The sequence below is a fragment of the Micromonospora sp. AKA38 genome, assembly GCF_027925725.1.
Lineage (GTDB): Bacteria > Actinomycetota > Actinomycetes > Mycobacteriales > Micromonosporaceae > Micromonospora.
Map to the genome: position 1 here is coordinate 265,997 of NZ_BNEI01000002.1, position 21,487 is coordinate 287,483.

16 protein-coding genes are annotated in these 21,487 nt (G+C 70.1%); 5 read left to right on the top strand and 11 right to left on the bottom strand.

Going from position 1 to position 21,487, the window contains the following annotated elements; all coding sequences use genetic code 11:
- Positions 1-402: 402 nt before the first annotated feature.
- Complete coding sequence (locus tag TPA0908_RS04740) at positions 403-1,452, top strand: trypsin-like serine peptidase (RefSeq protein ID WP_281935011.1); 1,050 nt, start codon at positions 403-405, stop codon at positions 1,450-1,452.
- A gap of 52 nt (positions 1,453-1,504) precedes the next feature.
- On the opposite strand, the gene TPA0908_RS04745 is transcribed toward TPA0908_RS04740, so the two are convergent.
- The gene (locus TPA0908_RS04745; RefSeq protein WP_281935013.1) at positions 1,505-4,801 is read right to left on the bottom strand and encodes a hypothetical protein; all 3,297 of its coding nucleotides are present in this window, start codon (positions 4,799-4,801) and stop codon (positions 1,505-1,507) included.
- On the bottom strand, positions 4,798-5,238 hold the full coding sequence (locus TPA0908_RS04750; protein ID WP_281935015.1) for a hypothetical protein: 441 nt from the start codon (positions 5,236-5,238) through the stop codon (positions 4,798-4,800). The genes TPA0908_RS04745 and TPA0908_RS04750 overlap by 4 nt, the downstream gene beginning before the upstream one ends.
- Positions 5,239-5,558: 320 nt before the next feature.
- On the opposite strand from TPA0908_RS04750, the gene TPA0908_RS04755 reads away from it, so the two are divergent.
- Together TPA0908_RS04755 and TPA0908_RS04760 are read left to right on the top strand one after the other, a co-directional pair.
- A complete protein-coding gene (locus tag TPA0908_RS04755; RefSeq protein ID WP_281935017.1) occupies positions 5,559-6,620 on the top strand; it encodes an SMP-30/gluconolactonase/LRE family protein in 1,062 nt (353 codons plus the stop codon).
- Between the two features lie 34 nt (positions 6,621-6,654).
- Positions 6,655-8,388 carry a PQQ-dependent sugar dehydrogenase gene (locus TPA0908_RS04760; protein ID WP_281935019.1) on the top strand — a complete coding sequence of 578 codons (1,734 nt, stop codon included), beginning with the start codon at positions 6,655-6,657 and terminating at the stop codon, positions 8,386-8,388.
- 150 nt (positions 8,389-8,538) lie between these two features.
- Here TPA0908_RS04760 and TPA0908_RS04765 read toward each other — a convergent pair whose 3' ends face one another.
- Positions 8,539-8,772, bottom strand: coding sequence for a hypothetical protein (locus TPA0908_RS04765; protein WP_281935022.1), 234 nt, complete (start codon positions 8,770-8,772; stop codon positions 8,539-8,541).
- A 309-nt stretch (positions 8,773-9,081) separates the two neighbouring features.
- Between TPA0908_RS04765 and TPA0908_RS04770 the strand changes: the two genes are divergently transcribed.
- Complete coding sequence (locus tag TPA0908_RS04770; RefSeq protein ID WP_281935024.1) at positions 9,082-9,996, top strand: AEC family transporter; 915 nt, start codon at positions 9,082-9,084, stop codon at positions 9,994-9,996.
- 86 nt (positions 9,997-10,082) lie between these two features.
- Here TPA0908_RS04770 and TPA0908_RS04775 read toward each other — a convergent pair whose 3' ends face one another.
- Together TPA0908_RS04775 and TPA0908_RS04780 are read right to left on the bottom strand one after the other, a co-directional pair.
- Entirely contained in the window at positions 10,083-12,047 is a 1,965-nt protein-coding gene (locus TPA0908_RS04775; protein ID WP_281935026.1) for a right-handed parallel beta-helix repeat-containing protein, read from the bottom strand.
- Positions 12,048-12,100: 53 nt separating this feature from the next.
- Complete coding sequence (locus TPA0908_RS04780; RefSeq protein WP_281935027.1) at positions 12,101-13,768, bottom strand: CocE/NonD family hydrolase; 1,668 nt, start codon at positions 13,766-13,768, stop codon at positions 12,101-12,103.
- 77 nt (positions 13,769-13,845) lie between these two features.
- Between TPA0908_RS04780 and TPA0908_RS04785 the strand changes: the two genes are divergently transcribed.
- Positions 13,846-15,375 carry a glycoside hydrolase family 43 protein gene (locus TPA0908_RS04785; protein ID WP_281935028.1) on the top strand — a complete coding sequence of 510 codons (1,530 nt, stop codon included), beginning with the start codon at positions 13,846-13,848 and terminating at the stop codon, positions 15,373-15,375.
- Between the two features lie 14 nt (positions 15,376-15,389).
- On the opposite strand, the gene TPA0908_RS04790 is transcribed toward TPA0908_RS04785, so the two are convergent.
- The 6 genes from TPA0908_RS04790 to TPA0908_RS04815 form a co-directional block, all read right to left on the bottom strand.
- Positions 15,390-16,259, bottom strand: a complete 870-nt coding sequence (locus tag TPA0908_RS04790; protein ID WP_281935030.1) for a carbohydrate ABC transporter permease — start codon at positions 16,257-16,259, stop codon at positions 15,390-15,392.
- Positions 16,256-17,209 (bottom strand): carbohydrate ABC transporter permease, encoded by a 954-nt coding sequence (locus tag TPA0908_RS04795; protein ID WP_281936241.1) that lies wholly within the window; start codon positions 17,207-17,209, stop codon positions 16,256-16,258. Before TPA0908_RS04795 ends, TPA0908_RS04790 begins: the two co-directional genes overlap by 4 nt.
- A 71-nt stretch (positions 17,210-17,280) precedes the next feature.
- Positions 17,281-18,537, bottom strand: coding sequence for an ABC transporter substrate-binding protein (locus TPA0908_RS04800; protein WP_281935032.1), 1,257 nt, complete (start codon positions 18,535-18,537; stop codon positions 17,281-17,283).
- A gap of 592 nt (positions 18,538-19,129) precedes the next feature.
- Positions 19,130-19,819 carry a LysE family translocator gene (locus tag TPA0908_RS04805; protein ID WP_281935034.1) on the bottom strand — a complete coding sequence of 230 codons (690 nt, stop codon included), beginning with the start codon at positions 19,817-19,819 and terminating at the stop codon, positions 19,130-19,132.
- Positions 19,812-20,210 (bottom strand): hypothetical protein, encoded by a 399-nt coding sequence (locus tag TPA0908_RS04810; protein WP_281935036.1) that lies wholly within the window; start codon positions 20,208-20,210, stop codon positions 19,812-19,814. The genes TPA0908_RS04805 and TPA0908_RS04810 overlap by 8 nt, the downstream gene beginning before the upstream one ends.
- A 4-nt stretch (positions 20,211-20,214) precedes the next feature.
- Complete coding sequence (locus tag TPA0908_RS04815; RefSeq protein ID WP_281935038.1) at positions 20,215-21,474, bottom strand: lysine N(6)-hydroxylase/L-ornithine N(5)-oxygenase family protein; 1,260 nt, start codon at positions 21,472-21,474, stop codon at positions 20,215-20,217.
- Between the last annotated feature and the right edge of the window lie 13 nt (positions 21,475-21,487).

Here is a 21,487-nt window from a genome sequence, read left to right on the forward strand (position 1 = left end):
CTCGGCGTGGTACGGGTTGTGGCAGTGGGTCATCAGCCGTCCGCCTCCTGATCCATTTTGGATGACCTGCATCAATGCGATAACTGCCACGGGTGCCGCCGCACTTCACAAGCCGAGGTGGCGGTTGGATCAAGCGCATAAGTGATCTACCATGACGTCAGCCAAGCGCCGACCGAGGCCGACTCTGATAAAAATTGATGACATCGATATTAATTCCCACTGTCTGCTTGGCGTAATGTCGGGAGTAACACCGCTTCACCCGTCTCAGTCAAGCAGGTCAATGTTTGCTCGCTTGGCGAGGTCTTTCTCCAGATGACATCCGACGCATTTTGATGACTGCTTCTCCGCTTCTCCGTCGTATCTTTCTATCTCCCCCACACCCCACCCGGAGAGGCAGGGAGAATGTCCCGGAGACTGCTGAGCAGCCTCGCGCTGGTCACCGCGTTGTCCGCGGTGACGCTCACCACCGCGGGCACCGCCCAGGCGAAGCCCGACACGTCCCACAAGGGCGTCGTCGGCGTGGTCGCGCAACTGAGCCCCGAGGTCGCCCGCACCGCCCACGGCACCGGCGTCGACGCCCGCGCCGCCGCGCTGGCCGCCTACTGGACCCCGGATCGGATGCGTGCGGCGCTGCCGGAAAGCGAGATCCCGGCGGTGAAGAACGCCCGCCCCGGCCAGGTCACCGGTGCTGCGAGCCGTCCGCAGGGCGCGGCGGGCAGTGTGGCGCCGGCTCCGCCCGCGACCAAGCCCCGAGCTGACCTGCCCGAGATGGGCACCAACGCCTACGACCCGGCCTACCCGGTCGGACACCCGACCGCCCGGACCACCGGCAAGGTCTTCTTCACGCTCAGCGGCCTCAACTACGTCTGCTCGGCCGCGGTCGTGAACACCGAGGGCAAGTCCTCGGTGTGGAGCGCCGGGCACTGCATGACCGGCAACCTCCAGTGGGCCACGAACTGGGCCTTCGTCCCGAACTACGTCAACGGCTCGGCGCCGTACGGCTACTGGTACGCCACGGGGCTCTGGACCACCAGCGCCTGGTACAACAACAACGGCGACTTCGCCAACGACGTCGGCTCGGCGGTCATCGGACGGGTCAACGGCTGGCGGATCACCGACTACCTCGGTGGCCAGGGCATCGCCTGGAACCAGGCGCTCGGCCAGTACGACTACGCCTTCGGATATCCGCAGGCCTCCCCGTTCAACGGGCAGACCCTCTGGGCCGAGAACGGCCCGACCTACGACGGTGGCGGCGGCACCATCTACATGACGAACTACATGACCGGTGGCTCCTCGGGTGGTCCCTGGCTCATGGCGTTCGACGGCAACTGGGGCCTCATCAACGGACACAACGACTTCAAGTACAACAACCTTCCGCAGTACATGTACTCGCCGTACTACGGCAACCAGGTGGCCGGCCTCTACAACACCGTTCGCAACATCTCTTCCTGATCCTGCCGGAACTGCCCGCCGGGTGCGTCGTCACGCGCCCGGCGGGGTGCCGTCACCACCAGGCAAAACACTCCTCGATCGCGGTGGCACAGGTGGTCGCGTGGGCCGGGCCGGCTATCCGGGCCAGCCGCGATGCCGCGACGTCGAGCATTTCCATGAACGTGGCCCGGTTGTTCTCCGGCAGCATCCGGCGCAGAAACGCGAGCAGTTCGGAGTCGCCGACGCCGGGTGCGGCTGCGGCCAGCCCGACCATCACCGGCGCGACGTTCGTCTGCTCGTCCGGCTGGAACTGTCGCATGGCTTCCTCAAGCGCCTCTGGCCGTAGTCTGGGCCCGACCGCCGCCACGGCGGAGGGCCTGAGCCACCATCGCTTGCGGGCAAGCATGGCGGCCCGGTCAAGGATGTTTCCGGCGTCCAGTCCGGGTGCTTCGTCGATCAGCCGGGCGATGGCGGCGAGGGCCGGTTCGTCGTAGCTGGACGGCTGGGGGGTGTCGGTCGTGGGCGGCGGCGAGTTCCGGAACGCGGCCAGCGAGACCGGGCTGGGCTTCTGCGGTTCCATCACCCGGTTGATCGCGTCGGACAGCAGTGTCCGGCGCCGCACCGGGTCGGTGATCCGGGGAACGACAGCCGCCGCCACAGCCGGATGGTCATGCGCCTGCCGCAGCACGGCATCGAGATGTTTCTCCGGTACGGCCGACGCGAGTACGGCTAGCTCAACCGGGCCAGCCGAAGCGATCAGGACCGGCAGATGCCGGTCCGGCAGGACCGCCGCAGCCTGCGCGAAACGGGGCAGGGGCAGCGGGAAGTGATGGGACCCCCCGCGGGCCGAGGCGGCGACCCGGCTGACCGCCTCGTCGAGGATGTCGTCCGGCAGCAGGTCCGCGACGCAGACCAGGCGTTCGGCAAGTATCTGCTGGCGGGCCATGACGTCGTTCCAGTCCGCGGTGTGCCCGGACGCCATGGCCATGTCCTCTTCCACGGCTTCGGTGATATCCATGCTCCCCCGGTCGCTGCGGATCCGATCGAACAACGCCGGGTGCAGGGCGGGTGGCACCAGCCGGAGCAGATCCGGCGCGATCTTGAGGCTTGCTTCCTCATTCCCGTACGCCGTCAGCAATTTTCGGCACCGTTGGGAACGCTCATTCTCGTTCAACAGGACGGTCAGCGTGGCGCGCGCCGTGCTCCGGGCCGGCTCGGAGAGGTTTCCCGTGCGGTGATACGCCGCCAACACCTCGCGCCGTGCCGCGGACGGCAGAAGCTCCTTCAGTTCGCGTAACGCGTCGATCGACAGTTCGGCCAGGTTGAGCCATGGGCGTAGTAGTCGCGCCGGGTCCGGGGCAGTCTCCACGAGGATCGGTATCAGGGCGCCGAGATAGCCGAAGTCGCTGCCGAGCGCCTCTGCGGTGGCCGTCCGGCGCTCGGGCAGTGGCAGATGCGGCAGGACGACGGCACGTACCCAGGGACCGAAGTCGTGGTCCCTGATCCGGCACGCGGCCTCCCAGACGCGGTCCAGCAGCGCGGGTGGTGCGACCGCGGCGATCTGGCCCAGCGCCGCCGCGATGTCCCAGGCGTTCGCGTAGGTCACCGGGATGGCATTCGCCGACACCAGGGCCTCGGCGACCAGGCTGGGACGGTCAGGCTCCGGGACGTACGGGCAGAGCCCGGCGAGGGCGCGGGCGCGGTCGGTCGGCTGCGTCATCCAGCGCACCAGCATGGCCGCCCGGGACAGTTCCCACAGACCCTCGCCGACGAGCGCGCCGGGCAGAGCGGCGGGGATGCGGTTGGCGATGTCGTGCACGCTGACCTGGATGAGCCGGTAGCGCAGTTCCTCGGGCAGGCGCTGCGGCGGCTGGCCGGCGGCGAGCGCGGTGTCGACGGCCCGGACGGCATCGGCCAGCGCCGTGCCCACGTCGAGAAGGTAGGTGTCGCCGGACGCCGCTGCCAGGTGCGTGGCGTACCAGAGATTGGCAGGCCGGCCATCAGCATCGGTGCTGCCGCGGGCGAGAAGGTCGTGGACTTCGGACATCCGGCCGGACGCTGCCAGGTGCCGGACCAGATGCCGGGCCACATAGCCGTCACCGAACGAGACCGGTGCCACCTGACAGGCGTCGGCACAGCGGCTGTGCGCCTGCCGGACTGCGTCGGTCAACTCCGCCGCCACGACCTCCCGGTCGTCCGGCGTGGGACCGGTGGGCAGGCGCCCGTTCAGGAACTGGCGGAGGCTGACGTGATAGATGCGGTAGGCACGGGGCCGGCCGGCAACAGTGAGGAACGGGCGGAGTGGGCCGTCGCAGAACCGCCGGACGGTAGTCACCTCGCCGTCCGTCAGATCCGCGACGGCCTGGGCGGTGATCGGCTCGTCGACGGCGGTGAGCAGGCCGAGGATCGGGAGACGGTGCTCCCAGTCGCGTCCTGCCCGCCAATGGTGAATCTGACGCAGATAGTAATCCCACAGAGTGCCGGGCAGATCATCGATATTGTCGAAGCCACGCAGCCCGAGTTTGATCTCGGCCAGCAGGTAGCGCAGATATATCCAGATGCCCTGGCAGGCGACGGTGAGGCGGTCGATGAACTGCTGACGGTCCACACCGGCGGCGTCGAGGGCGTGCCGAAGCGGTGGCTCCCGCACCGCTCGGTCAAGGAAGGTTCGCAGGTCGGCACGGTTGCGCTCGTCCTGAGCCGCGATGGTCACAGTGGTGTGCGCGCTGTCGGCAACGGCGGGTGGATATCCCGTGCGGTAGGTGCCGATGACGAAGACGCCTTCAGGTAACACCGCGGGCAGTCCCAGCGGGAGCTGGTGGGCTTCCCCGTCCAGTTCGTCGAGTCCGTCGATCACCAGGACGATCCGCTCACCGGTGGCGGCCAGGCGGCTCGCGGCCGAGGCCAGGAACACACCGAAGCCCTCCGGTGTCGTCGCCCAGGCCGGGACGATGCCGGCTGCCGCGAGGCCGGTGTGCGGAAACCGCCGGAGTACCTGCGCGGCCAGGTTCTGCCGCGCCACGGCGCTACGGCCGGAACTCTGCCGCGCGAAGTGACACAGCCAGCCTCGGTCCGACACAAGCCGGGCTGCCAGCGCCGACTTACCTACCCCGGCATCGGCCTCGAGCCAGAAGTAGCCGCAGGCATGGCGCCGCAGGAAGTCATCGAGTTCGACGACCAGCCACTCCCGCCCGACAAATCGGTCGGTCTCCAGATCGGCGAATATCGGGTCGGGGTCGAGAAAGGCGACCTCGATCGGCAGCTCGGGAACGGTCGTCGCGTAGGTGGTGATGGTGCTGTTGACGACATCTCCGGCGACGGCGACCGAACCGGCACCGGACGCGTTGGCGATACGCGCTGGTTCGGTCACGACCCCTCATCGATGATCTTGCCGGTTGCCTGAATCTCGCCGGAGGCATCGCGGCCGATCGCCACCGCGCCAGGCCCACGCGCGGTGGTGCCGTCGTGCGCCGTCGATTCCGGTGGCGCCGCCGGACCGGTACCGTTGGTGACGATACGAGCGCCGCGGGTCAGCGAACCGCCGACCGACACCGCGGCCGGGCCGGACGCCACCACCGGTCCGCTGGCAGGCTCGGACACCTCGGACACCTCGGACGGCTCGTTCGCATCGCGTTCACCTGAGGTGAGCCACATCTGCAGTCCGGCGGCGGACGCCACTGCGACACCCAGAGCGACGCCCCACGCCCAACCGCCGCTGTCGGTCACCACATTCGTCGCCACCCCGGCCAACGCGGTGACTACCACCAGTAGCCCTGCGGAGCCGATCCGTCGCTGTGCGAGTGCCATGGAAACCCCTTTCCCACCCACGATCACATCTCGAACTGGCCCGACCTTCGCCACGACACCACTGTGAGGGGTTCTCGCCAGTCGATGCCCGTAGCGACCGCCTGCACCAATTCTGCCGCCCCCACCGACCCGGCCAGATCATCGGACGCCTTCGGGGCATGCGCCGAAGGTGATCGTGGCGAACTGATGCGGGGCGCTGCTTTCTCGCCTAAGCTGCGTCACGTGAACATCGATGTTCATCAATAGAAAGCACTGGTGACCGAGGCCATCCCACCGGAACCCACGGGCCTCGCATTCACCGATCCCGATGGGAGTACCCGATGACCTGGCGTCCAACCATCGCCGCACTCACCGGCCTGTGCCTCGCCCTCACCACCGCACCAGGCCCCGCCGGTGCCGCACCCCCGGCACCTCGGCGCGCCACTGATGTGAACGCTCACACGAACCCGCTCGCCGGTCCACCCGGCGCGCCCCCCGGAGTCTGCCCGGGCGGCACCGGGTACGGCCCGCCCCTGCCGGCCAGCTCCGTGTCCGCGACCAAGATCCAGGGCGGGTTCTCGTTCCTCGAAGGACCGGTCTGGATCGCCGACGGCGGCTACCTGCTGATGTCCGACATGGCCGCAGGCACCGGGCCGAACAACGTGCAGCCCTCCACGATCCGCCGGTTCACCCCGCCGGCGACCTTCGACACCTTCATCGCCAACGCCGGCAGCAACGGCCTGGCGCTCAGCCCCGACACCCAGCAGATCATCGCCGCCACCCACGACCAGCGGAACGTCTCCGCATACCGGCTGAGCGACCAGGCCCGCAGCACCGTCGCCGCCGACTACCAGGGCCGGGCGTTCAACTCACCCAACGACGTCACGGTCCGTTCCGACGGCGTCGTCTACTTCACCGACCCCAACTTCCAGCGCGGCAACCGACCGGACCAGATGAGCGGACGTACCAGCGTCTTCCGCGTCTCCGGCGGCCAGGTGTCGCTCGTGGACGACCGGCTGCGGCAACCCAACGGCATCGCGCTCTCCCCGGACGGCAGCACGCTCTACGTGGGCGCCTACTCGGAGAACAAGATCTACAAGTACGTCGTCCAGCCCGACGGCAGCACCGGCGCCCGCAGCGTCTTCGTGAACTACCTCGGCGGTCCCGATGGGGTCACCGTCGACTGCGCCGGCAACGTGTACTGGGCCTCCGGCTCGGACGGGCTGATCCACGTCTACTCGCCCGCCGGCGCGCAGCTCGGCACGATCCGCTCCGGCGGCGCCGGCACCACCAACGTGGCGTTCGGCGGACCCGACCGGCAGACCCTCTACGTCACCTCCGGCCGAACGAACGACTCCGGCCTGTACAGCGTGCGACTCAACGTCCCCGGCTACCCGTACTGACCAAGAACCCCGGAAAGGAGGAGCACCCGTGCGGATGAGTCCTCGGAAGCTCCGACACCGCGTCCCGCTCGCCCTGCTGATCTGCGCCGGCACCGTCCTGACCGGCGTACCCGCCAACGCCGCGCCGGCCGCGCCGGCGACCGGGAGCCGGCCGGCGGCCCGGCTCGCCGCCGACACCAGCCCACCCACCCGGCCGACCGGCCTGCGTAGCACCCGGCTCACCTGCCAGTCCGTCACGCTCTCCTGGTACGCCTCCCGGGACAACGTCGGCGTCGCCTTCTACGACATCTACCACGACGGCCAGCTCGTCACCTCGGTCTCGGGACGGACGCTGACCGCCACGCTCAGCGTCGTGCAGGGTGTCACCTGGGGCTGGTACGTCAACGCCCGCGACGCCGCCGGCAACGTCTCGCAGGCCAGCTCCACGCTCTCGGTCACCCCGCCGTTCTGCCAGCAGGACACGTCTCCGCCCAGCACGCCGACCAACCCGGCCACGACGGTCAACGGCACGGACGTGACCCTCACCTGGTCGGCCTCCACCGACAACGTCGCGGTCACCGGCTACACCATCCTGCGCAACGGTACGGCGGTCGGCTCCACCACCGGCACCGCCGGCAACCCGCCGGCGACCACGTTCACCGACACCGGGCTGACGCCCGACACCGACTACCGGTACACGGTGACCGCCCGGGACGCCCAGGGCAATGTCTCGGGGGCGAGCGCCGCGGTCACCGCGCACACCGGCTCGGGCTGCACGAGCCCGATCTGCGGCGCCACGGCGGTCACCACCGAGAGGGACCTGCCCTGGGGCCTGGTGCAACTGCCCGACGGCACGGTCCTCTACGGCCGGCGCGACCTGTTCGACATCGTCGCCATGAACCCGGACGGCACCGACAAGCACAGCATCGGCAGCGTGCCGAACGTGGCCGGCACCAACGGCGAGGGCGGCGTGCTCGGGCTGGCCGTCTCGGCCACCTTCACCACCGACCACTGGCTGTACATCTACCACACCACCACGACCGACAACCGGATCGTGCGCATCCGCTACGACGGCACGCTGCAAGCCAACACCGAGCAGGTGCTCGTCACGGGAATCCCGCGCAACAAGTACCACAACGGCGGCCGGCTGCGGTTCGGCCCCGACGGCAAGCTCTACGCCGCCGCCGGCGACGGACAGGACCCGGACGTGGCCCAGGACACCAACAACCTGGGCGGCAAGGTGCTGCGGCTCAACCCCGACGGCACCGTGCCGGCGGACAACCCCTTCGGCAACTACGTCTGGAGCTACGGCCACCGCAACCCGCAGGGACTCGCCTTCGACTCCCAGGGCCGGCTCTTCGAGCAGGAGTTCGGCAACAACGTCATGGACGAGACCAACATCATCGTCAAGGGCGGCAACTACGGCTGGCCCGCCTGCGAGGGCACCTCCGGCGACTGCGCCAACCCGAACTTCAGGGCCCCGGTCCGGACGTACCCGGTGGCCGAGGCCTCGTGCAGCGGCATCGCGATCGTCCGGGACGTGCTCTACATCGCCTGCCTGCGTGGCAACCGGATGTACCGTGCGGAGATCAGCGGCAACACGCTCACCAACGTCCAGCAGTACTTCGTCGGGACGTACTTCCGGCTGCGCACCGTCGAACCGACCCTCGACGGCAACCTGTGGCTGACCACGAGCACCGGCGGGGACAAGGACAGCACTCCGAACAACAGCAACGAGAAGATCCTCAAGGTGACCCTCGGTGGGGCGGCGTCCGGCCCCACGAGCTGAGGGCGAGCCGGGAACCCGGCACCGCCAGCCCTCGGAGGGTGCCCGCGTCGCGCGGGCACCCTCCGAACGGTCCCCGCAGCATCCGATCCACCGGGCCCACCGGGCCGCCTGCCGGCTTGCCCAACCGGATCTCGCTCTGATGTCGAACCGTCACCGGCCGATCAACGGCAGCGCGGAGAAGGTGTGGTTCTCCCAGATCAGGCGGGAGGACTCCTCCGGATAGGCGGTGACGGTGGACGACGCGTCGAAGCACTGGACGAGCCGGTGATCCCTCTCGTACGCGGGCCAGCCCGGGTCTGCGTGCGCGGCGAACGACGACCAGGCGGCACGCATCCGAGCGGACAGGGCCCGCACCTCCTCCGCCTCCGGGTCGTCGATCAGCATGGCGAGGCGGGCGCGTCACGACCCGTCGAGGATTATCCGGAGCGGACTACCGTGCCGTCATGTCATTTGGCTTCGGCCTCCCCGGCCACCAGCCGGACTGGTTGCCGGGCGCCACCGCCGTCGCCCGGCGGCACGCGGCGGCGAACCGGCAGCCGTACCCGACAGTCGAACGGCACGGCTACGTCCGGACTCGCCCCGGGGCGGCGTCGTCCCGGCACTGGAGAGGCGGAGCCACCGGGCCGGTGAGGGAAGCGGATGCGGGCCCGACGCGGGCGCCCGACGAGGCCCGCAAGCGGACAGGACCCTTGCATGACCTTGATCTCGGCGTTCGTACCGATCTGGATCCTCACCGCGGTCGGCTACCTGGCTTGTCGACAGGGCCTGCTGGGTGAGGCGGCGGCGTCGGTGCTCGGCCGGTTCGTGTTCCACCTCGCGATGCCGTCCGCCCTGTTCCTGACGCTGTCCCGCATGCCGCTGTCCGGCTTCGCCGGTCGCTCGCTGCTCGCTTTCGGGGTGAGCACGGCCGCGGTCGTCGGGGCCGGGTGGCTCGGCGCGAGCCGGCTGTTCGGTCGCGGGCGCGGCGAGCGGCCGGTCTGGGGCATGGCCGCCGGGTACGTGAACTCGGCGAACCTCGGCATCCCGATCGCCACGCAGGTTCTCGGCACCGTGTCGTTCCTGGCGGAGGTGGTGCTGTGGCAGGTGTTGGTGGTGACGCCGATGGTCCTGGTCGCCCTGGACCGGCACCGCAACCCGGCCGGGCGGGTACGGATCCGCCGGATCGCCTCCCTACCGGTGCGCAACCCGGTGATCCTGGCGTCGCTGCTCGGTGTCGGGTGCTCGGCTGCCGGCCTGCGCCTGCCGTCGGTGGCCGACGCGTCGCTCACCCTGCTGGCGGGCGCCGCGGTTCCGACCGCCCTGGTCGCGCTCGGCGCGTCGCTGCACCGGGCATCGCCGTCAGGGGCCGAGCCGGCCGCGCTGGCCGCGATCACCGCGCTGAAGCTCGTCGCACAGCCGGTCATCGCGTACGCGGCCGGGCTGGCCCTGCACCTGTCTGCGCCGCAGTTGCTCGCCGTGGTGGTGTGCGCGGGCCTGCCGACCGCGCAGAACACGTTCATCATCGCCCAGGAGTACGGCGTCGGCGAGACGGTGGCCAACCGGGCGGTGGTGATGACCACGACGCTGTCGCTGGCCACCCTGGCCGCGGCGGTGGCACTGCTCGGATAGGCCGTCAGCCGGCGCACCCCAGGTCCACGAGCAGGCCCGGCGGACCGGGCGCGGACCGGCACCGCGCGACCCGGGGGCCGCCGTGGTCAGAAGAGGCGTATTCGGCGCGGCCCGGACCGAAGGCGCGCGAGCGGGCCGACGGCGCCGTCTCGTCCAGGTTGCCGGGGTGCGCCCGACAGGTCGATGTCCATGACGGCGGGGCTGCCGTCGACCTCCTCGAACTCCGCGTCGGCGCACCGGACCCGTGCCAGCTCCCGGCCGGTGACCACACCGACCCGGGCCTCGTCGAACGCCTCGGGGAGATCCGTGACGAGCCAGAGCGCGTCGTCCTCGTCGACAACTGTCGCTGTCGCGGCGCCCAGCACCCACGGCTCGCGCTCACCCTCGAACGGCCGGGCGCCCGCGGTGTAGGCGTTCGCGCGGGCGTACACCGGTTGCTTCACGTCGAGGTACTTCTGCTGGTCGCTCGGCGGCTGGTCGGCGAGGCGGGCCAGGTACTCCTCGAACGACGCGGGATGGCCGTCGTATCCGGCGGTGCCGGCCAGCGGTGGCCCCTCGCCCTCCGCGCCCGCCCCGTAGGCGGCGCCCGGGTCGCCGCCCAGGAAGAGGTTCCCGACGTACCTGTCGTCGCCGCCGTAGATCACCGCGTACCCGGCGACCTGGGTGCTGTGCGGGCGGTGGTAGGGCGTGGCGCGGTCCAACACCGGCTCCAGCCGCACGGTGCCACAGATCAGGTTCTGGACGAACGCGCCTCCCTGACTGAACAGCTCCAGCGAGGCGGGCGAGCCGAAGATGTTGTGCTCGACCAGGTAGGGACCGTGGCTGACCTCGACGAAGAGGTCCCGGCAGTTGTCGTGGTAGACGTTGCGGGACAGCCGGGTGCCCTGCGCCTGCCAGTCCAGCCAGGTGCCGAGCGAGCAGTCGTGGATCCGGTTGTGCCGGATCACCACGTCGATGGCGGCGTGCAGCTTGATGCCGGCGATCTCGTACCCGTAGAACTCGCGCTTCACGCCGATGCGGTAGATGTGGTTGTCCTCGATCGTGGAGAACGCGCACCCGAGGTGACCGACTATGGCGTTCTGGCCGCAGTCGTAGATCGTGTTGCGGCGGATCACGTGCGAGCCGATGTGCTCGCGGTCCCACCCGATCTGGCGGGCCGCGAAGACCGACTCCACCTGGTACTGGTAGCCCGGCTTGTCGCCACGCAGAGCGGAGTGGTTCTGCCCGGTCGACCCCTCCTTCCCGATCGAGATCGCCGCGCACTTGGCGTCATGGATCACGTTGTCCTCGATGACCCATCCTTTCGCCCAGTTGGGTCCGATCAGGCCCGGCTGGTCGGCGGTCGGCGGCGCCCACGGGCTGGCCGCGTGCGCCAGCTCGAAGCCACGGACCGTGAGGTAGTCCAGGTGCGGCTGTTCCGGGTGGAAGACGCTGCGGCGTACGTTGATCTCGACCAGCTCCGTGTTCGGGTCGGCGCCCTGGAAGTTGGCCCAGATCGTCGTCCGCTCGCCGACCTCGGCGTACCAGACGAGCTGGGTCTGGTCCGGATCGCCGACCGGACGGGTCACCCTGGTCCAGTCGTCGACGACCTCGGTGCGCCGGGGCGGAGCGTCGACCTCCGCCCGGCTCGCCACCTCGAAGAAGCTCACGCCGTTCAGATAGACGTCGCCGAGGTGCCGGCGTGGCGCACCCTTGCCGTACACGATCCAGTCGCCGGCCACCTCCTCGGCGAACGGGTTGAACGCGCCGAACAGCGCGTTGTCGACGACCGCCCGCCACACCGTCCCGCCGAGCGGTTCCCAGCCCGTGACACGCTCCGATCCCTTGATCACCACGTGCTCGCCGGGCGCGGCCTGGTAGGTGATGCGGCGGGAGTCGCTGAGACCGCCGTGGCGTGGCTTCACCCACTCGCGGTACTCCCCCGCGTGCACCACCACGGTGTCACCGGGCTGCGCGACGCCGGCCGCCCGGTTGATCGTCCGGAACGGCCGCTCGGCGCAGCCGTCGGCGTGATCCGAACCGGTGGTCGCCACATGGAATACGGATGTCATCCGGGGAATCCTCCTGACGTTGGTCACGTAGCTGTCGACACGTTCGCGCCCGGTCACGTCCACACCGGCAGGTCGAGCCGGGACGGGTGGGCGCCGTCGTGCGAGATCTCCTGCCGCGCCCGTACCGTCGTGGTCGCGGTGGCGGCGGGTTCGCCGCTGCCGGGATTGCGGGCGTAGCGCGGATGCGCTCCGGAGCTGACCTGCACGGCGACGCGGTGGCCAGCGGCGAAGCGGTGGAACGCCGGCCACAGCGGCACCGCCAGCTCGACGAAACCGTCCTCGTCGGGCCGCGGGTCGGTGGCCGAGGTGCCGACGCCGCCGAGGCGGCGGATGCCGTCGCACACGCTCATCGAGCGGCCGTCGGGGTGCACGTCGCAGATCCGGACGAACACGTCCGCGCTGGCCGCCGTCGAGCGGAACCGCACGTGGGCGATCGGCTCCCCGGCGAGGACGACAGCGTCCGCCAGCGGTGGACCACGGAAGACGACCACGTCCGCACGGCGTTCGTGGGCGCTGTTGTCGACCGGGCCGGGGGCCGGGCCGGGACCACCGAGCGCGGGTGTGGGCCGGTCCGGATCGTAGGTGTAGCGGGTGCTGCCCCCGGCGGGTACGGCCGCGTCGAGCAGCCCGGACGGATGCAGGTGCCACCGCTGCACGACGGTGCCCGGCGGCGGCCACGCGGGTAGGTCACGCCACTGTTCCGCGCCGGTGAGGAAGGCGCGCACGGGCGCCGGCCGGGCCGCGGGCACGCCGGCGAAGTGTTCCTTGAGGAACGCGATCGACTCGGTGAGGAACGGACTCCGGTCGCCGCGGTGGCCCCACGGGCCGATGGTGAGCCGTGGCGGGCGACCGGCCGCGGCGAGTTGGGCGTAGTTGCGCAACTGCCAGGGAAGGAAGATGTCGTACCAGCCGGTGGCCATGTACACGGGTGCGGTGACGTCGGGCACCGACGCGGTGTGCGACTGCCGGGTCCAGTAGTCGTCGGAGAGGCTCTCGTGGGCCAGCCAGTCCTGGTACCAGCCGATCGGGTGGCCGGCCACGACGGTGTCGGCGCGGGACAGGGGCAGGACGTCGAAGGCTTCGGCCAGCTTCCGGTCCGGCCGCCACGCGAGTCGCGCCCGGACCAGCGCGCCACGCATGCCCCGCAGCGCCATCCGGCGCGACCAGCCGAGCGAGCCGCCCAGCGAGAAGGCGCCGTTGTTCCAGGTGACCGCGCCGAGGTCGGCCATCGTGACGTTCAGGCACAGGGCGTCCGGCGCGTTCCCCGGATCGTCCCGGCACATCCGTCCCGCCACGGCCCACTGGACGTAGCCGAGGTAGCTCTCCCCGTACGTCGCGACCGTGCCGGTGAACCAGGGCTGGCGGCGTACCCATCGGTGGGTGGCCATGCCGTCGCGCTGCTCGTCGAGCTGCGGCCGGAAGCTGCCACCGGAGCCGCCCGTACCGCGGCAGCTCTGCACCAGAACCGTGAACCCCTCGCCCGCCAGCGCCGGCGCGTGGGTGAGGGAGCCGTGCCGGCCGTACGGCGAGCGGACGACGACAGTGGGCAACGGCGGTTCGACCGTGCCGAGCGGCAGGTAGAGGTCGGCGCGCAGCTCGACACCGTCGTCCATCGGCACGCGCAGCCCGCGCCGCACGGTGAGGGCGTACGGCGGCTCGGTGGCCGCGTGGCGACGGGCGCGCCGGAGCCGGCCGGACAGTCGGCGGCGGAGGCTCGTCATCACTCGGCCTCGGTGCTGGCGGTGATCGACGACACGACCGGCTTGCCGAGACGCCTCACGACATCGACACTCATGCCGTGTCCGCCCACGGTGAGTCCCCCAGCTACCGCAACCCGATCCTCCCGGGTTTCTGGCCCGATCCGAGCATCTGCCGCGCCGGTGACGACTACTACCTCGTGTGTTCGAGCTTCGAGTACTCGCCCGGTGTGCCGATCTTCCACAGTCGGGACCTGTTCAGTTGGCGCCAGATCGGCAACGTGCTCGACCGCGCCGGTCAGCTTCGGCTGCCCCCCGACACGCTGGCCTCGCGGGGCATCTACGCGCCGACGATCCGCTACCACGACGACCGGTTCTGGGTCGTCACGACGAACGTCACGCTCGGTCGACACCTGATCGTCACCGCGACCGATCCCGCCGGCCCGTGGTCGGATCCGGTCTACCTGGACCTGCCGCACGTGGACCCGTCGCTGGCGTGGGACGACGACGGCAACTGCTGGCTGACGGTGTCCGGGGTCGAGTCGTACCGGATCGACCCGGGTACCGGAGAGGTCTTCGAGGGGCCGGTGCCGATGTGGTCGGGAACGGGTGGCCAGTACCCGGAGGCGCCGCACCTGTACCGGATCGGTGACTGGTGGTACCTGCTCGTCTCGGAGGGCGGTACGCACACCGGCCACGCGGTGAGCGTCGCCCGCGCGCGCTCGCCGCGCGGGCCGTTCCAGCCCGGGCCGGCCAATCCGATCCTGACGCATCGCGGTACCGACCAGCCGGTGCAGGCGACCGGGCACGCCGACATGGTCGAGGCCGCGGACGGCAGCTGGTGGATGGTCCTGCTGGGCATCCGGGCCAAGGGGCACTGGCCGCCCTACCACGTACTCGGGCGGGAGACGTTCCTGGTGCCGGTGCGCTGGGTCGACGGGTGGCCGGTGGTCGAACCCGTCCGGTGCGGGACCGGCTCGGCGGGGACGACCGGGTGGGACGACCGGGACGACTTCGACGACGAGCGGCTGGGCGCACAGTGGATCTCCCCCCGTGAGCGGCCCGCCTCGGCCTGGTCGTTGACCGAGCGGCCCGGCTGGCTGACCCTGCACGCGACCGGCGACAGCCTCGACCGGAGCGGCGCCGTCATCGTCGGCCGTCGCCAGCAGCACCATGACTGCCGGGTCAGCGCCCGCGTCGATCCCGGCTCCGGCCGGTCCGGCCTGACGATCAGGATCGACGAGGCCCACCACTACGACCTGGAACTCGCGCGGGGCCGGGCTCGGGTCATCGGCCGGGTCGGGCCGTTCCGCCAGGTGTTCGGGGAGTGTCAGGTGCCGGCGGGGGCGGTGACCGTGGCACTGAGCATCCGGAGCACCGACGTGCTGCCGCCGACGGTCACCTCGTCCGACGATCTCGCGCGGGCGGGCCACGTGGGCGTCGTGGCCGCCGGCAGTGACACGATCAGGTTCGAGGTCGAGACCGGAGACGGCTGGGCGTACCTGGCGGAGCTGGACGGGCGCTACCTGTCCACCGAAGTCGCCTCCGGCTTCACCGGACGGGTCATCGGCATGTACGTCACCGAGGGAACCGCCGGGTTCGACTGGTTCGACTACCGGCCGACCGGATGACGGGACCGGCACGCTCACCCCTTGAAGGCGCCTTCCATGATGCCCTGCACCAGACGTCGTCCGACGAAGACGAACAGCACCAGCAGCGGGAGGGTGGCCAGGAAGGAGCCGGACATGGCCAGGCCCAGGTCGATGTCGCGGTTCTGTTGCAGTGCCTTGATGGCGATCTGGACGGTGTAGTTCTCCGGTGACTTCAGGACGATGAACGGCCACAGGAAGTCGTTCCACGCGTAGACGAACGTGAACAGCCCCAGCACGTACGCCGCCGGGCGGACCAACGGGAAGGCTACCCGCCAGAAGATCTGCCAGGTGGTCGCGCCGTCCACCCGCGCCGCCTGCATCAGCTCGTCGTCGATGGTGCTGCCGATGTGCTGGCGCATCCAGAAGATGCCGAACGCGCTGACCAACCCGGGAACGATCACCGCCTGAAGACTGTCGACCCAGTTGAGCTGGGAGATGATCAGGTACTGCGGCACCACGGCCAGCTGCGCCGGCACCGTCATGGTCAGCACGACGATGAGGAACAGCGTGTTGCGGCCGGGGAAGGACAGCTTGGCGAAGGCGAAGCCGGCCAACGCGCAGAGCAGCGCCTGGCCCACGGCGATCGTGCCGGCGACGACGAGGCTGTTGAGCAGGGACTGCACGAACGGCACGATGGTGAGGACCAACTCCGCCAGGTGCAGGAAGTTGCCGCCGGGCGTGATCGTCGGCGGCAGCGTCGTCGCGGTGGCGGAGTCCGTCGTCGCCACCACGAACATCCAGTAGAGCGGAAAGACGCTGCCGAGCGCGGTGAGGGTGAGCAGCGCGTACACCGGGAGCGGGACGCGGTTGGCCGAGCGCCGCCTGGCCCGCCCGGGCGCGGCGGTCGAGGGTACGGGCTTCATGGGCGCTCCGAACGGATGCGGGTGGCCAACAGATAGTTGAGTCCGGAGAAGGCCACCACGATGACGAAGAGCGCGACGCCGACCGCCGCGCCGTAGCCGAAGTGGAACTGCCCGAAGGACTGCTCGTAGAGGTAGAGGGTGACGGTCTGGCACTGCCGTGCCGCTCCGCACGTGAGTCCGCCCACCGGGTTGGCCAGCAGCGGCTCGGTGAAGACCTGCAACCCGCCGATGGTCGACGTCACGACGGTGAACGCGATGATCGGCCGCAACGAGGGGATGCTGATGTGCAGGAACTGTTTCCAGCCGTTCGCACCGTCGGCGGCGGCGGCCTCGTACAGTTCCCGGGGGACCGCCTGGAGCGCGGCGAGGTACAGCAGCGTGTTGTAACCGGTCCAGCGCCAGGCGATCATCGTGGCGATCATGATGTGGCTGCCCCACAGCGACGCCGTGAAGTCGATGTGGTCGAAGCCCAGCAACCCGAGGAACCAGTTGATCATGCCGTAGTCGCGGTCGAACATCTGGGCGAAGACGATGGTCGTGGCCGCCACCGAGGTGACGTAGGGAACGAGCACCGACATCCGGAACAACGCGGCCAGCCGCAGCCGTGCGTGGTTGAGCAGGTGGGCCAGGCCGAGCGCCAGGAGCAACTGCGGCACCGTCGACAGCACCCAGATGCTGAACGTGTTCCGCAGCGCCCCCCAGAAGCGCGGGTCGTGCAGGAGTTCGGAGAAGTTGTCCAACCCCACGAAACGGTGCTCGCCGATGGGGTCCCAGTCGAACAGGGAGATGTAGAAGGTGAACAGCAACGGGAAGAGGCCAAAGATCAGGAAGAGCACGAAGAACGGCGAGATGTACGCGTACGGCGCCAGGGACTCCCGTACGCCCTGCCGGATCCGCCGCTTGCGACCGGGCCGCCGGACGTCCGGTACGGCCGTGGCCGGGGTGAGCATGGTGGTCAAGGCGTCACCTTCCCGATGGGCGGCAGCCGGGCGGTACCCGGCCGCCGCGCGTCAGTCCTCCGTCATTCGCGTACGGCGTTCTTGACGTTTGTCAGCGCGGTGTTCCAGGCGTTGGCCGGGTTCACCTTGCCCTGCTCGACGCTGGTGAGCGTGTTGAGGAACTCGGTGCCGACGGGGCCGTCCTGCGGACCGAAGTAGAAGGGCTTGATCCCCACCACCGACTGGGTGTAGATCTTGCCGATCGGCGCGTTGCTGAAGAACGGGTCGGTCTTGCCGACCAACTGCGGGTCCGTGTAGACCGACGGCGTGGTGGGCAGCGACCCCTGCATCAGGAAGTGGTCCAGTTGCCCCTTCGGCGACTGCATCTCGGAGATGTAGTTCCAGGCCGCCTTCGCGTTCTTGGCGCGCTTGGGGATGGCGAGGAAGCTGCCACCCCAGTTCCCCGAGCCACCGGGAATGGTGGCGATGTCCCACTTGCCGTTCGTCTCGGGGGCGTTCGTCTTCATCTGGCTGAGCATCCAGGACGGTGAGCACACCACCGCGTAGTCGCCCTTCTTCATGGCCGCGGTCCAGCCGGACGAGAACGACCCCTGCTTGGCGGAGATGCCCGCGCCGAAGGCCTTCAGCGTCACGTCGAACGCCGACTTGACCTGCTCGTTGTCGTAGTCCAGCTTGCGGTCGGCGCTGTAGTAGCGCTGGCTGCCCTGGTTGACCGCCTGGAAGAAGACGCTTGTCGGCGTGTTGTCCACGAACGGCTTCCCGGTCTGCTGGACGTACTTCCTGCCGACGTCGATGAACTTGTCCCACGTCGGCCAGAGCTTGGCGACCTCGTCCCGGTCGGTGGGCAGGCCGGCTGCCTTGAACAGGTCGGTCCGGTAGGCGACCGCCAGGCCGCCGACGTCGGTCGGCACACCGATGATCTTGCCGTCCTTGGTCGTCGACTGCGCCATCACCCAGTCGAGGTAGTTGCCCTTGATGTCGCCCGCGCCCAGCGTGGTGAGGTCGACGAAGTTGTCCGGGGACTGCATGAACTTCGGCAGGTCGTCGGCCTGGATCAGCACCAGGTCGGGCACCTTGCCACCGGCCAGCGCGGCGGTCAGCGCCTGCGCGGTCTCGGTCGTGCTGCCCACCTCGGTGAGCTTGACCCGCACGTCCGGGTGCGCCTTGGTGTAGACGTCGACGTCGGCCTTCTGGTTGATGTTGGCGAACGACCAGAACTCGAAGGTCTTCGAGTCGGACGTGCCGTCTGATCCCCCACAGCCGGCGAGGAGGAGCGCGAGGGTGGCGATGACGGCTGCGGTGCTCCGGACGCGTTTCAACGGCCCTCCATCGGTGATCGTGAGCGGCGGTGGTCGGGTGACCGCGGCGGGTCAGGGCGACGGGTTCCCACCAGCGGGCACGCGGGCGGAAGCCGACGGACGGCTCACCGACGGTCAGCCGTGGCCATGTCGTCGCCTCGGAAAATTATCGAGATATTTACATCTGATGATTCGTTCGCTGAGGCTACTCAGTGCCCCGGTCATCCGTCAATGACCTCGCTGCCAGCAGGAGCGCCGGACGGCAGGCCAGCATCCCGACCGGCACAGCGCCGAAAGTTTCGGAGGAGGTAACGCGACTCGGCGCGAAGAAAGTCACCACGAGGAGCCGCCGCCCCTCCTGCTCGACCTGGAAGACGCCGCTGCGCCGTCAGGGTCCCGGAGCGGATGGGGCGGCTGCACCAGACGCTGGGCAGGCGCGCAGTCGCTTGTCGCAGGCCCTGGGCCGGTGCCGGGAACAGCGGTCGGTCGCCGGGGCCGAGCGCATCGCCGTGGCCCACGGCGGCTGGAACCCCGCCGGCGCCGACGCGCTCCCCGGGCGGGGCAGGCGGCGGTGGCCGGCACCCCGGAGGCGGGGTGCCGGCCACCGCCGTGCTCACCGGGTCAGCGCGATCCGCACGGCGAGGACGATCAGGATCACTCCGGTCAGCCGCTCGATGACCAGGAGCACCGCCGGGCGGGTCAACCAGGCGTGCAACCGGTCGATGAGCAGGATGTAGCACGCCCACCAGAGCACCGCGAGGCCGATGAACGTCGCGGCGAGCACCGCCGTGCGGGCCGCCGCGCCGTCGCCGGACGTGACGAACTGCGGGACGAACGAGACGTAGAAGATGACCACCTTGACGTTCAGCAGCTGGCTGGTGATGCCCATGACGAACGAGCGACGGGCCACGTGCGGCTCGTCGGCCGCCGGGGCCGGCTCGGGCGGCGCGCTCGGGGTCTCGCCGCCCCCGCCGGCGCCCACCGGGACCGGCTGCGCGGCCGGCACGGGGCGTCGGGGCCGGGTGGCCCAGAGAATGCTGCCCCCCAGGTAGAGCAGGTAGAGGGCACCGGCGATGCGCAGCACGGTGTACAGCCGCGGCGAGGACACCAGCAGCGCCGAGAGCCCGGCCGTGGCGAGCGTGGCGTGCACCAGGGCGGCCACGAAGAGCCCGGCCAGCACCACGAACCCGGCTCGCCGCCCGTACCGCACGGTCTGCCGGGTGACCAGGGCGAAGTCCACCCCGGGCACGACGATGATCAGGATGCTCGCGGCGACGAAGCTGACGAGCTGGATGTCAGACATGTTGGTGGATCTCTTCCTGTGCGACGAGGGCCGGGACGGCCTCCTCGATGACCGACACGCCGCTGTCCCGGCGCGGCCCGTGCCGGCGCCACTGCTCGCGCAGGCGGATCCGCCCGTCCGGCAGCCGCTCGGGACGGGAGACGCACTCGCCGACGACGATGGTGCCGTCGGTGAGCACCTCCAGGTAGGCGAAGCGCACCACCCCCTCGGCGTCGCAGGTCCCGGCCAGCGAGCCGTGCCGCACCGCGCCGCCGGTGATCTCGGCCCAGACCAGGTCGCCGCGCTGGTGGTAGTGCCCGGTCAGCGGCCCGGCGTCGCCGGTCGTGCCGTGGTCGGTGCCGGCCTGGTCGGCGGCGACGAAGACCCGGCCGTCGTAGTCGAAGGAGGCCATCGGGTCACGCCCACCGGGTGCTGAGGAACTCGTCGCGGAACGGGCAGACCACCCGGCCGGCGATCGAGTTGAGCACCATGGCGCTGCGCACCGGCAGGATGCTCAGGTTGGAGTCGACAAGTCCCTGCACGTAACGCCCCCGGTTCAGCACGAAGATCTTGTGCTGGTCGGCGTGCTTCCACCGGATCGAGTAGTCCGACTCGATGACGGGCTGACCCCGCTCGTCGACGTCGACCAGCGCGGTCAACTCCTCGTCGAAGGGCAGCGGGGCCTGCTGCCGCCCCGCGGCGACCACCAGGTGCACCGCCCGGTGCCGCTCCTCGCCGCTGCCGGCGGTGAGGCACTCCAGCTCGATCTCCCCGTCGAGCTGCCGGGCCGCGGTGACGGTGCGGCTCGGCATGATGGTCACCGGGAACCGGCCCGTCCGAAGCCGCTCCTCGTAGTTGTGCTGGTAGATACCGCGCAACGTGCCCGGGGAGATGCCGTCGCTGGTGAGGATCTGCCCGGAGACCAGGCGTTCCCGCACGTCCCGGGAGAGGTTGAGGAACGCCTCCTGGTAGGCCGGCCGGTACAGGTCGTTGGCCGAGGGAGAGTCCTCCAGCGGCGCGAACCACGACCGCCGGCCGATCCAGCGGATGTCCCGGACCCCGCGGGCCAACAGCGCCGCCACGCACTCCGCGCTGGTCTGCCCGCTGCCCATCACGATCCACGGCACGTCCGGCTCGTCGGCCACGGTCGACAGGCGGTGGTGCAACTCGTCGGCGACGAAGACGTGCCGGGGATCCAGGGCGGCGAGGAAGTCCGGCAGGAACGGCACGGTGCCGGTGCCGAGCACCAGGTGCCGGGAGCGGGCGACGGCCACGTCACCGCTGCGACTGACCAACGCGCCGTCGAAGTCGACCCGGTCGATCCGGGTGCCGTAGACGATGTTCGGCAACTGGCCCGCCGCCCAGCTCAGGTACTGCTGGTACTCGATCCGGGGGATCGTGTCGAAACCGGCACCCAGCAGGGCGTAGACCCGCCCGGTGGTGACCAGGTAGTTGAGGAACGACAGGGGGTGGGTCGGGTCGTAGAGCGACACCAGGTCCTTGACCCAGCCGGTCTGCATCCGCACGCCGCTGTGCAGCATCCCGTCGTGCCAGCCCGGCTGGTCCCGGGACTCGAACAGCGCGATCTCGTGCGGCGCGAGCACGTCGTACATCGCCGCGAGGCTCAGGTTCGCGGGCCCCGCGCCGATCCCCACGGTGTGGTATGTCTGCGTCATCTCTCTGCCTTCG

Excerpts from the sequence above, each read along its gene's own strand:
- TPA0908_RS04815 (WP_281935038.1), bottom strand. The coding sequence starts at position 21,474 with ATGACGCAGACATACCACACCGTGGGGATCGGCGCGGGGCCCGCGAAC.
- TPA0908_RS04795 (WP_281936241.1), bottom strand. The coding sequence starts at position 17,209 with ATGCTCACCCCGGCCACGGCCGTACCGGACGTCCGGCGGCCCGGTCGC.
- TPA0908_RS04755 (WP_281935017.1), top strand. The coding sequence starts at position 5,559 with ATGACCTGGCGTCCAACCATCGCCGCACTCACCGGCCTGTGCCTCGCC.
- TPA0908_RS04760 (WP_281935019.1), top strand. The coding sequence starts at position 6,655 with ATGAGTCCTCGGAAGCTCCGACACCGCGTCCCGCTCGCCCTGCTGATC.
- TPA0908_RS04765 (WP_281935022.1), bottom strand. The coding sequence starts at position 8,772 with ATGCTGATCGACGACCCGGAGGCGGAGGAGGTGCGGGCCCTGTCCGCT.
- TPA0908_RS04750 (WP_281935015.1), bottom strand. The coding sequence starts at position 5,238 with ATGGCACTCGCACAGCGACGGATCGGCTCCGCAGGGCTACTGGTGGTA.
- TPA0908_RS04810 (WP_281935036.1), bottom strand. The coding sequence starts at position 20,210 with ATGGCCTCCTTCGACTACGACGGCCGGGTCTTCGTCGCCGCCGACCAG.
- TPA0908_RS04805 (WP_281935034.1), bottom strand. The coding sequence starts at position 19,819 with ATGTCTGACATCCAGCTCGTCAGCTTCGTCGCCGCGAGCATCCTGATC.
- TPA0908_RS04790 (WP_281935030.1), bottom strand. The coding sequence starts at position 16,259 with ATGAAGCCCGTACCCTCGACCGCCGCGCCCGGGCGGGCCAGGCGGCGC.
- TPA0908_RS04780 (WP_281935027.1), bottom strand. The coding sequence starts at position 13,768 with ATGACGAGCCTCCGCCGCCGACTGTCCGGCCGGCTCCGGCGCGCCCGT.
- TPA0908_RS04740 (WP_281935011.1), top strand. The coding sequence starts at position 403 with ATGTCCCGGAGACTGCTGAGCAGCCTCGCGCTGGTCACCGCGTTGTCC.
- TPA0908_RS04770 (WP_281935024.1), top strand. The coding sequence starts at position 9,082 with ATGACCTTGATCTCGGCGTTCGTACCGATCTGGATCCTCACCGCGGTC.
- TPA0908_RS04775 (WP_281935026.1), bottom strand. The coding sequence starts at position 12,047 with ATGACATCCGTATTCCATGTGGCGACCACCGGTTCGGATCACGCCGAC.